Raw genomic sequence first — 13893 nt, 5'->3', positions numbered from 1 at the left:
AAAATCTTTTACTTTTCGATTAAACAAACGGCATAAGAAACAACCCCTTCTTCCCTACCGATAAAACCCATCTGTTCATTGGTGGTTGCTTTTATCGAGATATCTTCAGTTGAAATTCCAATGGCATCAGCAATGTTTTGTTGCATGGCTGGAATATGAGGGTTGATTTTCGGGGCTTCTAAACAAAGCATAGCATCGATATTTCCGATCCGCCAGCCTTTTTCAGCCAGTAATTTAACCGTTTCTTTCAGCAGGATCAAGCTACTGATGCCTTTCCATCTTTCATCGGTATTTTTAAAATGGAAACCAATATCGCGAAGGTTAGCTGCACCTAAAAGCGCATCGCAGATGGCATGAAGTAAAACATCAGCATCCGAGTGTCCGAAAGCTCCCTTATGGTGATCCAGAACAACACCGCCAACAACAAAAGGATGATGATCTTTTAACTGATGTACATCGAATCCGAAACCTACTCTAATTTTCATGTCTATTTGCTTTAGTCTTATTTATCTTTTGCTTTATTTTCGCCAAAGTTAAACAATAGACCAAAACGTAAGGTATTTGCCAGCGGACTAGTTTGTGCATTAGCAATCAAATAAGAAAAATCAATGTTAAAAACATTGTATTTTAATCCAAGTCCCAAAGTAAAATACCGGCTATCACCTTTCATAGGACTCTGATAGTTGTAACCTGCCCTAACTGCAAACTGTTGATTATACCAGTATTCCAGGCCTGTTGAAATCCCGACTTCCTTCAGTTCTTCGCTAAAACCACCAGGTGCATCGCTAAACGAACCAAAAATTCCGGCAGGTACCGAACGGTTTGGATTTTTTCCGCTGACTATGTTATTGTTTGAATCGTATATAGGTTGTGTGGGTACCAGTAATTTGTTAAAATCAAGGGCAAAAGTTAAAGTGCTAAAATCATCTACGGTAAATGTAGATGCTCCTCCGATTTTAAAATTGGTGGGCAAAAAGAAATTCTCGCCTCCGTCTGAATAGCTCATTTTGGTTCCAATATTTGAAATATTGGCGCCGGCAGAAAGAATTGCCTGTTTGCCAAATAATATGGTGGCTGTTTTATACAAACCAGAAACATCAACCGCTATAGCATTTCCACCGCGTACCTGCCCTGAAGAAGAAAACTGACCGGAAGCCAAATTTGAATAAATATATCTTAATGAAGTGCCTAGCGAAAACTCCTTACCAAAATTACGTGCAAAAGAAACATCAAAAGCCAGTTCGTTAGGATTGGCAATCCCAAGATCCTGTTGATTAATATCGGTAAGCTGGATGGACCCCAAAGAAAAATATCGCAAAGATGCACCAATGGTGTTGCGGTCGTCCAGCTTATAAAATCCGCTTAAATAAGCGAGATTAATATCTGGAACCAAACTTTTTAGCCATGGGCTGTATGAAACAGAAAATCCGTAAGGTTTATCTAGAAAAGCAAATTTAGAAGCATTAATACTGGCTGAATTTACATCACCTGCTACGGCTACGCCGGCATTGCCCATTGCACCGGCACGGGCATCGGGCGTAATGAGCAGAAATGGAACTGCCGTTACAATATTGTTTGCCTCGCTACCGTTAGTTTGGGTATTGCCTATAGTAACCTGCGCATTTGTTTTACCAAACACCAAGGCCATTGAGAGTGCAGAAAAAGCAAGTTTACTGATGTACTTGAAATTCATCCTTTAAAGGTACGTAATTTTAGATTTTGGTATAATAATCACTGGAAGAATATATCAGTAACGTAAAACCAAAACTTATATTTCACCAAAATACGAATTCTAAGCTTATTTACTAATTAAGCATACGATTTTTACAGATGGGTGTTCGTGCTTAACCTGCAAGTACAAAGCTAATAGCCATTTAGCGAATAAGCTATTTCTTTATCTCGCTGGTAAAAAACCAACCTCACAGCCTAAAGTCAAAAACCAAATGTAGCCAATCCATTGAGATTCCAAAATAAATATTATTTATGATGATGTTGCCACCGATTACATCAACCATATCTCTTGTGTAAGATCAGATATACGTCAATTTTAATTGATTATCCTGTTATAAACTTCAATTAAAACAAATGGTAATTACTTATCAATTGACAGCACCACCGTGAACTGATAATTTTATCTTGCTTATTTATAATTATTTAGCAATAATTTCGTTTACATACAAAACAAACATCACACAGTTAAAATAATACGCCATCGCTCAAAAATATATTAGATATTTTATTGTTACATTATTGATATATTCATTTAAAATTTGTTTAATTTTATCGGTTGAAAGGCCATTAGGCCATATCCAGTTGCTTCATATGAAAAAACTAATACTATATTCTTTTACTTGTTTAACATTAGCCGCCTTGCTTTCGGGTTGTAGCTCTAAAAGCGCGAGTTCAAGCAAAACAGGTATTCCTTATGCCAATAGGAAAAGTAAAAACAACCAGTCGGGTGCTTTTGCCGTTGCTACCCAGTATAAAAGAGCACCAGGACCTGGATTAATTCCAATCGAAGGAGGGGTTTTAGTTGTTGGTGGTAGTGCCATCGAAATACCAGGTGTTGAACCCAATATTTATAATTACAAAAGACAGGTAACTGTACCTTCTTTTTACATGGATGAAACTGAGGTATCAAATACCGACTGGTTAGAATACCTGCATTGGATCAGGTACAATTATCCTGAAGATCAGGAATACTATTACAATGAGCTTCCTGATACTTTGGTTTGGCGCCAGGCATTATCTTACAATGAACCTTACGTAGATAATTATTTGAGGCACCCTGCTTACCGTGATTATCCTGTAGTAGGTGTTTCCTGGGAACAGGCCTCACGGTATTGTGAGTGGAGGACTTCAAGAGCAAACGAATTTATATTACGCGAAAAAGGAATCCTAACTGATTATAAAACGCTTGCAGGCAATGGAAAAGGTAGAGCTGGCGCGACCACTGCTGCTGCAACGCCTAAACCGGATAAACCTTTTAATACAGACGCCTACCTCAATGGCCAGTATGATGATAAAGGTAAAAATGCATTTATTGATTACAATACCAAATCTGGTGCCGCTACAACCACAGCCGGAGGAACAGCAGCTGCAGGGACAGGTAGAAACAATCAGCCAAGAAGAACGGCTACCTTAGAAGATGGGGTAATTATGCAACCATACCGCCTGCCAACTGAGGCCGAGTGGGAATACGCTGCCTTAGGTTTAATTGGCAACACCGAATATGAGAACATCAATCAAAATAAAATTTATCCCTGGAATGGCTTAGGTGTTAGTTCTGCTAAAAAGAAAACCAGAGGTATGATTCAGGCCAACTTTAAAAGGGCACCTGGTGATTATATGGGTGTTGGCGGTTCCTTAAACGATAAAGGAGATTTAACGGTTCCTGTTATTCAATATGCTCCAAACGATTTTGGCTTATATAATATGGCAGGAAACGTAAACGAATGGGTGAATGATGTTTACAGAACAGGTACTTTTACTGATGCAGATGCATTTAACCCTTACCGTGGTAACTATTTTACCAACAAAAAGTTAGCCGACCCGCAAAGTGGGAAAATCGCGTTGGATAAATATGGCAATCCGATCAAGGAAAATGCTTATTCCGGAAGAAAACAAACCTGGGCAGAAAAACAGGCGCAAGCAAAACGCGCTGATTCGATTTCAAAATCGACTGATCCACAATCACCATTAGCATCAACCACTTATCAAGCCGATCAAAGAGGCTATCGCGACAGACAAAACACGCTATTAAATGAAGAAGGTGTAACGCTTGTAAACGATAAATCAAGAGTTTATAAAGGCGGTTCCTGGAATGATATGGCTTACTGGTTAAACCCGGCAACCCGTCGCTTCATGCAGCAGGACGAATCATCAGCTGAAGTAGGTTTCCGTTGTGCCATGACCATGCTTGGTGCCCCTGAAATTAGTACCGTAGGCAAAAGAAGTTTTAAAAACCCTCCACAAAAACCTTACAGGGTTAGCAGAGGCAGATAATAACGAAAAGTCCCGACACCAAATCGGGACTTTTTTTTGTACGTTATGTTTTGTGGGGAATCGTCCTTTTCAACTGGAACTTGTCGATTTTCATCGGCAACTTCATGCCTGCCAATGCGGACAGGCCTGTTCAAAACTGGTGGTTAGAAATGAATCTAAATAACATTTAAAAAAGATACTTTGAAAGGGGGTTGCATCAAAATAAAAGATTTAAAGCTGGTAAAAGAACTAAATTTGGCGGTTTCGTCATGTTCAGCCTGATCCGATTGCTATCGGATAGGCATCTTAATGATTTTCAGTAGGGCTTACTTATCTGCCGTTCCAGCGTATTAAAATTAGCTTCGCCGAACACTTCGTGGTTCCCGTTTTCTCGGGAATGCCGATCGTTCCAAATATTATTCCGGTAAAAATCTCCAAAATTATTTCTGATACAGCCTCTACGACACGAATCAATAGGTATGTGATCAAAACATTGTTCCAGGCATTTATTCAATCTTGAATCCAGTTTGCAGGTTGCCAATTGCCTACCTAAACTGTACCAAAATCTGGTTTTTTTCTACCTTATCTCCTTGTTTAATCAAAATCTTTTTAACCACTCCATCTGTCGATGATTTTAGGATATTCTCCATTTTCATCGCCTCCAATATCAAAAGATTATCACCTTTTTTTACTTCAGCATCTTCTTCTACTAAAACCTTAAGTGCTAAACCTGGCATAGGTGCTTTTATCTCTAAAACTTTATTAGCAGACAAATTATCCAGACCGAGTTGTTTTAATAAAACATCAAACTGATCTTCGATACTGATTTGATAAATATTTCCGTTTACCCTTATTTTACAGGTTTTTTCGTTTTTATTTATATCAATAAGTTCCGTGTTGAAAGACCTATTTTGGTATAACACATGGGTACTATGATCCCCAATCTGCCGTAGGTCGAGCTGCACCCGATCTCCATTTATTGAAAAAGCAGAGTCCTCATTCTCGACCTCGAATGAAAACTGATCGTTTACCTTTACTTTATACATAAACTATTGTGTTAAGGCATATTGAACTAAATTTGCACCCATTTTTAGCGCTTTGGTCCGTGTTTCCTGGGTATCTTCAGGATAAGTACCAAAATCTTCCCAGCCGTTCCCTAAATCGCACTCAAAGGTATAATAACAAACCACTCTACCCTTGTAAATTAGAGCAAATCCCTGCGGACGTTTGTTGTCATGTTCATGGATTTTGGGCAAGCCCCCGGGAAATTTAAACTTTTGATTGTAAATAGGATGGCTGGAAGGCAATTCTACAAAACTAAGTTCCGGGAATACCTTTTTCATCTGGGGCCTGATAAACTTATCTAAACCATAGTTATCATCTATATGAAGAAATCCACCTCCTATAAGGTATTGCCGTAAATTTTTAATTTCCTGATCGCTAAAAACAACATTTCCATGTCCCGTCATATAAATAAACGGATAATTGAAAATTTCTTTTGAACCAACTTCCACGATGCTTTCTTCCGCATAAAAATTAGTCTTCAGATTGGCATTACAATAGGCAATTAAATTGGGTAATGCCGTTCTGTCTGCATACCAATCTCCGCCGCCGCTATACTTTAATTTAGCCATGCGATAAGTAGGCGGAATAGAAGCGATAAGAATAAAGCTTAAAGCTAAAATACCAAAGCCAAAAGTTAAAAACTTTACCCCTTTTGAAAATTGAAAACTAGAAACTGAAAACTTCAAACTGATTATCGGTTAAGGTAATTGATTTCAAAACAAACAGATAAAGCCGCCGTTTCTGTGCGCAACCTGTTATCACCTAAAGTTAATGCTTTAAAGCCTTTGTTCAAAGCTAAATTAACTTCATTTGGTGTGAAATCTCCTTCAGGGCCAATAAGAATTAAATATTTTTGATGTGGAGCTACCAGTTTGGATATATATTGTTTTTCTCCATTATCAATACAATGCGCAATTAATCTATTACCATCAAAAGGTTCCTTTAAAAAAGTTTCAAAAGCGATGGCATCGTTTAATTTAGGGTGGTAAGCTTTGATAGATTGTTTTACTGCGGATGTAATGACCTTATTAAGCCGATCTTCTTTTACTATCCTGCGCTCCGATCGATCAGTGATAATTGGCGTAATTTCATCAATACCCAACTCTGTGGCTTTTTCTAAAAACCATTCTATACGATCAATATTTTTAGTTGGCGCAACCGCAATATGCAGATAATGGTTTCTTTTATGAAACTCGGTTTCAATGTTTAAAACAGATAAAGAAACTTTCTTCGGATTATCAGAGGTTATTTCGGCAGTATAAAAGCCCCCTTTCCCATCAACCAGATTAACAACAGCGCCAATAGTAAGCCTAAGTACCCTAACGCAGTGTTTACTCTCTTCTTCGTTAAGTGTATAAGTATTTTGGGTAATATCTGGTGTGTAAAAAATATGCATGGTTGAAATTAATGATTATCAACCATATCTTCTTCATTGATCACCAGTTCTAATTTAATGGTCTCGATATTTTGTTCTGTCTTTTTTAAGATCGTAAACAAATAACCATATGATTCATTGCTTTCACCCACCTCTGGAATACGTTCAAAAATGTGAGATACCAATCCACCAACGGTATCAAAATCTTCATCTTCTGGCAGATCATGAGGCAGATATTCATTCACATCATATACTGTAGCAAATGCATTAACGATAAACTCATTATCGGATACCTTTTCTACCAATGGTTTTTCCTCATCGTATTCGTCTTGTATTTCCCCTACAAGCTCTTCTACAATATCTTCCAGGGTAACCATACCTGCTGTACCACCAAACTCATCCAATACAATCGCAATCTGTATGCGATTACTTTGCAGTTCGCTCATCAGATCATTAATTTTTTTGGTTTCGGTAACGAAATATGGTTTTCTGATAATATCTTTTAGTGTCCAGTGTTGGTTACCTGCTGCTACTAATGGTAAAATATCTTTTGCATGGATAATACCGACAATTTTATCCATAATGTCATCGTAAACCGGCAAGCGGGAATATCCCTCTTTAATAATGGTATCAATCACTTCTTCTTTTGGAGAAGTTAGCTCTATGCCAGAAATCTTGGTTCTGGGCACCATGATATTCTTCACCACACGCTCATTAAAATCAAATACATTTTTAATCAGCTCATGTTCATTATTATCCAATGCACCACTTTCTTTACCTTGATCCAGTAAATACTGTAGTTCTTCGGTACTGTGGATAGACTCATGGCCAGCAGAGGTATCGATACCAAAAGGTTTAAGGATAATGGCTGCAAGACTATTTAGTGTCCAGATGAACGGTTTAAATACCACATAGAATAATTGGAGCGGTATAGAAACAAAAAGTGTTGTGGCTACAGGTCTTTGAATGGCAAAAGATTTTGGTGCCAGTTCGCCAAATACGATATGCATGATCGTAATGAGCGAGAATGCGACGATTGTTGATGCGGTGTGGATAGAAGCATCGCTTAAACCCCATTCCAAACTATCGAAGAGATTTTTAAAAATAGTATGCATAACGCCTTCACCTACCCAACCTAAGCCGAGTGATGCAAGCGTTATACCTAGCTGTGTGGCGGCTAAATATCCATCGAGATTATGGATAATCCCTTTGGCCATTTTGCCAACCCGACTGCCTGTTTTTGCTTTAATTTCGATCTGTGATGCCCGAACTTTTACAATTGCAAACTCCGCTGCAACAAAAAATCCGTTAAGTAACACCAAAAATAGTGCAAGGAATAATCTCCAGCCAACAGCGTTGGTATCGGTTTCCTGTACCGCAGCTACAATTCCGTTTGCAGGCAGGATTGCACTAAGCTCTAAATTTAAAAACAAACAGACCGTGGGTAAATCCATTATGCTAATTCTCTAAATGTTGTGTTATAAAGTTCTATGCTTTCTTTTATTACTTTATGCGCGTAGCGAACACCAAGTAAATGTTCGATAGTTACATTTTTATCTTCTAATGCTTTATAATCCTGAAAGAAACGAACAATTTCCTTCATCTGGTGTGGAGGCAACTCATCTAAATCGTTGATATAGTTTACCGACATATCGTGAGCAGCTACAGCTATAATTTTATCATCCTGCTCACCATTATCTACCATGTGCATTACACCAACTACTTTAGCCTCAATCAATGTCATTGGATAGACATCTACTGAACAAAGCACCAAAATATCTAATGGATCTTTATCATCGCAATACGTTTGCGGAATAAAGCCATAGTTTGCAGGATACATTACAGATGAAAAAAGAACCCTGTCTAACTTAATCAAGCCAGATTCTTTATCTATTTCATATTTCGCTTTTGAGCCCTTAGGAATTTCAATAATTGCGTTTACAATTTCTGGAACATTATGTCCTGGCGATACGCTATGCCACGCGTGATGATCGTCTTTTGTCATTTTTAATTTAAATCTGTTTTATCCTCTTCAACCCCACTCACTACTTTACTTTTTACAAAGGTAATTAATAATGGTATAGTTGTAATAAGGATAAAGCCAATAATAATATATAATAAATAATCGTTTATTTCTTTTTCAAATCGTCTGCCTAAAAAATAACCAAGCAAAGTTAAGGAACAGATCCAGAGTACCCCACCTACGATATTATATAAAGCAAATTTTTTAAAGTCTAGTTTTACAACCCCTGCAAAAATCGGAGCAAAAGTTCTCACAATCGGTACAAATCTGCCCATTATCAAAGCAAAGGCACCTTGTTTATGATAATAATCTTCTGCTGCCTTTAAATATCTCTTCTTAAAAAAGAAACTGTCTTTTCTGGTATACAATACCGGGCCTGTTTTACGTCCGAACCAATAACCTGTAAAATTTCCGGAGACGGCCGCAATACACAAACCAGCCAGGAGCACAGCAATGTTTACGTCAAGCTTGCCCGTTGCCACAAACATTCCTGCCAAAAACAATAAATAGTCACCAGGAAGAAAGAAGCCAAAAAACAGACCTGTTTCTGCATATATAACGAATACGACTAAATAGAACCCGCCCTCCCTCAATAATTTCTCGGGATCAAGTAGCTGATGCAGGTTATTCCAAAAATCGTGCATATTCAATTATTCGTAAAACTACAAATAATTATTAAACAACAGCATACCTATATCAGGTTTAAAATAATTGCAGGGTAAATACCCAAAACCAATGTTATGGCTACTGAAACCAATAAAACCACTTTATATTGCGAAGGTGTTGAAAGTTCTGTTTCTGCACCGTCTTTAAACCACATGGCTACAATCACCCTGAAATAATAATAGAAGCCAACCAATGCATTTAAAATGGCAAATGCAACAAGCAGGGTCTTATATTCTGTCATTACATTGAGGAACATCAAATATTTTCCAATAAAGCCAGCTGTGAGCGGAATACCTGCCAGTGAAAGCATAGCTACAGTTAAGCATAATGCAACTAATGGATTCCGTTTAGCCAGCCCATTAAAGCTTTCGAAGCTATCACTACCTGTTTTTTGCTTTACTAATATTAATACGGCAAAAGCGATAATTGATGCAAAAGTATAGGCTGCTGCATAAACCAATACATTATTTCCGGAGTTTTTAGTGAGTACAATTAACGAGAACAACAGATAACCGGCATGTGAAATACTGGAGTATGCTAACATACGCTTGAAATTCTTCTGGAATAGTGCAGTTACATTACCAATAAATAAAGTTAAACAAACTATTACTACAAGTGGTGCAACCCAAAAATCGTGAAGTGGTGCAAATGCATCAGCAAACAACCGTAAAAATGCCGCGAAACCTGCAGTTTTAACCACCGTACTCATAAAAGTGGTGATCAGGGATGGCGAACCTTCATACACATCTGGCGTCCAGAAATGGAACGGCGCAGCACCAACCTTAAAGCTTAAACCAATCATCATCAGGATCACACCAGGATAAAATATTGGTGAAATGGCCTGATTATTTACCAGGTAAGCTTGTATTTTATCTAAATCGAATGAACCTGTAGCACCATAAATTAAGGTGATTCCAAATAACAGAAAACCGGTTGAGAAGGCCCCCATCAAAAAATACTTTAATGAAGCTTCGTTTGAGGCAAAATCCTTTTTACGGATACCCGCCAAAATATACAAACTCACAGACATGATTTCCAGACCTACAAATAACATGGCCATATTTTTATACGATATCATCATGATCATGCCCGCTAGTGCGAAAAGAATCAAGGTGTAATATTCAGCTATGTTATCGCTTTTGGCGTGGAAATAGTTTTGTGTTAATAAGAAGATTAAAAGGGTACCTGCAATACAAATCCCCGAAAATGCCAGAGCAAAGTTATCAGTCTGCATCATTCCGAAATGAACAGCATTACCATTCCATGCTGAACAAGTAAACACTAATGCAGTAAGTAAGCCAATAACGGTAAGAGGTAGTAATGCTTTATTTGCCTTAAACAAACCTGCATAAAGCACTATAAAAGCTGTTATACTAATGGTTATTATAATATTCATCGCTTAATTTACTGTGTTTAATTTTTGATTTACCTGTTCTAATAAATGTTGTACAGATGCCTCTGTTAAATGCAAAACCGGTTTTGGATAAACACCCAAAACAATAATTAATGCACATATGGTATAGAGAACCAACTTTTCGGTTCCTTTAATATCGGTAAAAGTGATGGTTAAGCTATTGGTTTGCCCCAGCATCACATTCTGATACATGCGTAACATGTAAACTGCTCCGAAAATAATGGTTAAACCGGCAACAGCAGCTGCCCAGATACCATAGTTGTAAACGCCCATCAGCAATAAAAACTCACCTATAAATCCGTTCGTTCCTGGTAAGGCTACGGTGCCTAAAACAATGATCAGAAAACTAAGCGCCAACTGTGGTGCTACTTTTGCAATTCCACCTAACTCTTCAATCTTATTGGTTTTAACACGAGAGAAGATAATGTCTAAAACAAAGAATAAGCCCACCACATTGATACCATGGCTCAACATCTGCACCATTGCCCCTTGCATACCCTGCTGGTTAAAAGCAAAGATTCCTGCGGATATTAATCCAACGTGAGCGATAGATGAATAGGCAACTAAACGTTTTGCATCCTTCTGGGTAAAAGCAATCAGTGAAGCATAGACGATACCGATGATTGATAAAATAATGGCCACCTGGCCCCAATCATGAACGCCAGCCGGAACAATTGGCAATAACCACCTGATTACACCATAAATACCCATTTTTAACATAATACCTGAAAGTAACATCGTTCCCTGTGCGGGTGCTGCAGTATAGGTATCAGGCTGCCAGGTGTGGAAAGGAAAAATTGGCATCTTGATCGCAAAGGAGATAAAGAAAGCCCAGAAAATCCATCCCTGTTGCGTACTATCTAAGTTTAAAGCATAAAAAGCCTGAATGTTAAAATTATGTGCCGGATTTTGAAGATATAAGTAAATAATCCCCATTAACATAAATAACGAACCTGCAATAGTATACACGAAAAACTTCATGTTGATCCGGATACGGTCTTTTCCGCCCCAAATGGCACAGATAAAGTAAATCGGGATTAATGCTGCTTCCCATCCAATATAAAACAAGAAAGCATCCAATGCGGTAAATACCAATAACAAGCCGGTTTGCATAAATAAAATCAAGGCATAAAATGCAGCCGGATTTTTATACTCATGGTTGTAGCTCGATAAAATAATGATCGGGACCAGCAAATTGGTAAGTAAAACCACCAAAAGGCTAATGCCATCAATACCTGCATGGAAATTAATACCCAGATCAGCAATCCATGGCAGGTTGACCTCCAACTGGGTACTTGCATCAGGAATGAAATTACAGGCGATTACCAAAGCCAGCACTAAAGAAGCCACCGAAGATACGGTAGAAACGATTTTTGCCGACTTGCCAGCAAGTGCTGTAATAATTGCTCCTGCAAGCGGTAAGAATATAAGTAGTAAAAGTTGTTCCATTATTTATTTTGAACCCTTTTTATATGTAGAAAAATGTATACAATAGCAACGCGACGATACCGAATACCATCATAAATATATAGAAGCCTACGTTTCCGCTTTGCAATAAACGAATACCTTTACTGGCCTCATTTGTGCTCCATCCCAATCCATTTACGATTCCATCAATAAATTTATTGTCGATAATTCTATAAAAGAATTTCGAGAGTGCATCCAAAGGTTTTGTGATGATGAAATCATAAATCTCATCCAAATAGAATTTGTTGTAGGATAGTTTTGCCAATGGCGAACGTGGTGCTTCATCAGCAACAGGAACCCGCGCTCCCTTAACATATCTGGTGTAAGCATACAGTAGAGCAATTACAGCTGCCGCTACCGAAACTGCCATTAAAGAATATTCTGTTGAATGGCTTAGTTCCAGCTCATGCTGAGAAACTCCAGCACCCGATAACCAATGGGCCAGCCATTCATTTCCACCAAAAACATGAGGGAAATTAATTGCTCCACCAAATGCAGCCAGAATCGCTAAAATAATTAAAGGCAAAGTCATCGCTGTTGGCGATTCGTGCACATGGCTCTCCTCATGATGTGTTCCTCGATATTTACCGGAGAAGGTTAAGAACATCATTCTAAACATATAGAAGGCTGTTAAAAACGCAGTTAAAACGCCAATTCCCCACAATACTGGACTCGCCTGGAAAGCATGTGCCAAAATTTCATCTTTAGAGAAAAAACCTGAGAGTGGTGGTAAACCGGCAATGGCAATGGTACCGATCATCATCGTTAAAAAAGTAACCGGAAGTTTCTTTCTCAAACCACCCATGTGGCGCATATCCTGTTCATGGTGCATGGCATGAATTACAGAACCTGCACCCAAAAACAATAATGCTTTAAAGAATGCGTGCGTTAATACATGGAAGAATGAACCAGTATAAGCACCAACGCCTAAACCTAAAAACATATATCCCAATTGCGACACCGTAGAGTAAGCCAATACCTTTTTAATATCAGTTTGCGTTAGGGCAATAATTGCGGCAACTAAAGCGGTTGCTGCACCTATAACAGCAATAATATGTTGAGTAAATGGAGCAAGATCAAATAATATGCTCGAACGTGCAATCATATAAATACCGGCAGTTACCATCGTTGCAGCATGGATTAAAGCTGAAACCGGTGTTGGTCCGGCCATTGCATCAGGTAACCAGGTAAATAAAGGCAATTGAGCCGATTTACCACAGGCGCCGATGAACAATAAAATGGTAATTAAAACCAAAGTCTCATTGCCAGGCAACATATTGGCTGCCTGAGGGAAAACTTTAGCAAATTCTACACTGCCAAAAGTAGTGAATACTAAAAACACACCTAGTAGAAAGCCCAAATCGCCAATGCGGTTCATTATAAAAGCTTTTTTTGCTGCCGATGCATAAGCGTTGTTAGTGTACCAGAACCCAATGAGCAGGTAAGAACATAAACCTACTCCTTCCCAACCGATAAACATCACGATATAATTTGAACCCAATACCAGCAAAAGCATGAAAAATACAAACAGGTTAAGATAAGCAAAGAACTTACCAAACCCTGCATCACCATGCATATAACTGGTGGAATATAAATGGATCAGAAAACCAATTCCGGTAATGATCAAAAGCATAATAGCGCTTAAAGGATCAACGAGGAATGATAATGGAATGTGTAATGTACCGGCACTGATCCAATCGAATAAAAATACTTCGTGAGATTTTTGTGTGCCGCCTTGTAAACTAAAGAAAATAACTATGCTGATGATAAAAGAGGCTAAAATTACCCCGCTACCGATGATACCAACAAGTCCTTTAGATAAAGAGTTTCTGCCCAGTCCATTAATTACAAACCCTAAGAAAGGAAGTAACGGAACCAACCAAATCAATTGTTCTATTG

12 protein-coding genes are annotated in these 13893 nt (G+C 38.2%); 1 reads left to right on the top strand and 11 read right to left on the bottom strand.

Annotated features, from left to right (window positions below; translation table 11 throughout):
* Positions 1-8 precede the first annotated feature (8 nt).
* Both ispF and porV read right to left on the bottom strand, forming a co-directional pair.
* On the bottom strand, positions 9-485 hold the full coding sequence (ispF, locus tag QZ738_RS11255) for a 2-C-methyl-D-erythritol 2,4-cyclodiphosphate synthase (protein ID WP_293787548.1): 477 nt from the start codon (positions 483-485) through the stop codon (positions 9-11).
* A 17-nt stretch (positions 486-502) separates the two neighbouring features.
* Entirely contained in the window at positions 503-1693 is a 1191-nt protein-coding gene (gene porV, locus QZ738_RS11250) for a type IX secretion system outer membrane channel protein PorV (protein ID WP_293787546.1), read from the bottom strand.
* Positions 1694-2322: 629 nt separating this feature from the next.
* On the opposite strand from porV, the gene QZ738_RS11245 reads away from it, so the two are divergent.
* Positions 2323-4005, top strand: coding sequence for an SUMF1/EgtB/PvdO family nonheme iron enzyme (locus QZ738_RS11245; RefSeq protein WP_293787544.1), 1683 nt, complete (start codon positions 2323-2325; stop codon positions 4003-4005).
* 524 nt (positions 4006-4529) lie between these two features.
* Here QZ738_RS11245 and QZ738_RS11240 read toward each other — a convergent pair.
* From QZ738_RS11240 to nuoL, 9 genes are all read right to left on the bottom strand, one after another.
* Positions 4530-5030 carry an acetyl-CoA carboxylase biotin carboxyl carrier protein subunit gene (locus tag QZ738_RS11240; protein ID WP_293787542.1) on the bottom strand — a complete coding sequence of 167 codons (501 nt, stop codon included), beginning with the start codon at positions 5028-5030 and terminating at the stop codon, positions 4530-4532.
* Positions 5031-5033: 3 nt separating this feature from the next.
* Positions 5034-5618, bottom strand: a complete 585-nt coding sequence (locus QZ738_RS11235; protein WP_293787704.1) for a DUF4159 domain-containing protein — start codon at positions 5616-5618, stop codon at positions 5034-5036.
* Positions 5619-5740: 122 nt separating this feature from the next.
* A complete protein-coding gene (locus QZ738_RS11230; RefSeq protein ID WP_293787540.1) occupies positions 5741-6445 on the bottom strand; it encodes a 16S rRNA (uracil(1498)-N(3))-methyltransferase in 705 nt (234 codons plus the stop codon).
* Positions 6446-6453: 8 nt separating this feature from the next.
* Positions 6454-7878, bottom strand: a complete 1425-nt coding sequence (locus tag QZ738_RS11225) for a hemolysin family protein (RefSeq protein ID WP_293787538.1) — start codon at positions 7876-7878, stop codon at positions 6454-6456.
* Complete coding sequence (locus QZ738_RS11220; protein WP_293787536.1) at positions 7878-8429, bottom strand: inorganic diphosphatase; 552 nt, start codon at positions 8427-8429, stop codon at positions 7878-7880. Before QZ738_RS11220 ends, QZ738_RS11225 begins: the two co-directional genes overlap by 1 nt.
* Before the next feature lie 2 nt (positions 8430-8431).
* Positions 8432-9091 (bottom strand): DedA family protein, encoded by a 660-nt coding sequence (locus QZ738_RS11215; protein ID WP_293787534.1) that lies wholly within the window; start codon positions 9089-9091, stop codon positions 8432-8434.
* A gap of 47 nt (positions 9092-9138) precedes the next feature.
* Positions 9139-10509, bottom strand: a complete 1371-nt coding sequence (locus QZ738_RS11210) for an NADH-quinone oxidoreductase subunit N (RefSeq protein WP_293787532.1) — start codon at positions 10507-10509, stop codon at positions 9139-9141.
* A 3-nt stretch (positions 10510-10512) separates the two neighbouring features.
* Complete coding sequence (locus QZ738_RS11205) at positions 10513-11976, bottom strand: NuoM family protein (protein WP_293787530.1); 1464 nt, start codon at positions 11974-11976, stop codon at positions 10513-10515.
* 19 nt (positions 11977-11995) lie between these two features.
* The gene (nuoL, locus tag QZ738_RS11200) at positions 11996-13891 is read right to left on the bottom strand and encodes an NADH-quinone oxidoreductase subunit L (protein ID WP_293787702.1); all 1896 of its coding nucleotides are present in this window, start codon (positions 13889-13891) and stop codon (positions 11996-11998) included.
* Between the last annotated feature and the right edge of the window lie 2 nt (positions 13892-13893).

The sequence above is a fragment of the uncultured Pedobacter sp. genome (assembly GCF_913776295.1).
Lineage (GTDB): Bacteria > Bacteroidota > Bacteroidia > Sphingobacteriales > Sphingobacteriaceae > Pedobacter.
This window is presented reverse-complemented; position numbering and strand designations above follow the sequence as displayed.

Coding starts and splice junctions, on each gene's coding strand:
- ispF (WP_293787548.1), bottom strand. CDS start 485: ATGAAAATTAGAGTAGGTTTCGGATTCGATGTACATCAGTTAAAAGAT.
- porV (WP_293787546.1), bottom strand. CDS start 1,693: ATGAATTTCAAGTACATCAGTAAACTTGCTTTTTCTGCACTCTCAATG.
- QZ738_RS11245 (WP_293787544.1), top strand. CDS start 2,323: ATGAAAAAACTAATACTATATTCTTTTACTTGTTTAACATTAGCCGCC.
- QZ738_RS11240 (WP_293787542.1), bottom strand. CDS start 5,030: ATGTATAAAGTAAAGGTAAACGATCAGTTTTCATTCGAGGTCGAGAAT.
- QZ738_RS11235 (WP_293787704.1), bottom strand. CDS start 5,618: ATGGCTAAATTAAAGTATAGCGGCGGCGGAGATTGGTATGCAGACAGA.
- QZ738_RS11230 (WP_293787540.1), bottom strand. CDS start 6,445: ATGCATATTTTTTACACACCAGATATTACCCAAAATACTTATACACTT.
- QZ738_RS11225 (WP_293787538.1), bottom strand. CDS start 7,878: ATGGATTTACCCACGGTCTGTTTGTTTTTAAATTTAGAGCTTAGTGCA.
- QZ738_RS11220 (WP_293787536.1), bottom strand. CDS start 8,429: ATGACAAAAGACGATCATCACGCGTGGCATAGCGTATCGCCAGGACAT.
- QZ738_RS11215 (WP_293787534.1), bottom strand. CDS start 9,091: ATGCACGATTTTTGGAATAACCTGCATCAGCTACTTGATCCCGAGAAA.
- QZ738_RS11210 (WP_293787532.1), bottom strand. CDS start 10,509: ATGAATATTATAATAACCATTAGTATAACAGCTTTTATAGTGCTTTAT.
- QZ738_RS11205 (WP_293787530.1), bottom strand. CDS start 11,976: ATGGAACAACTTTTACTACTTATATTCTTACCGCTTGCAGGAGCAATT.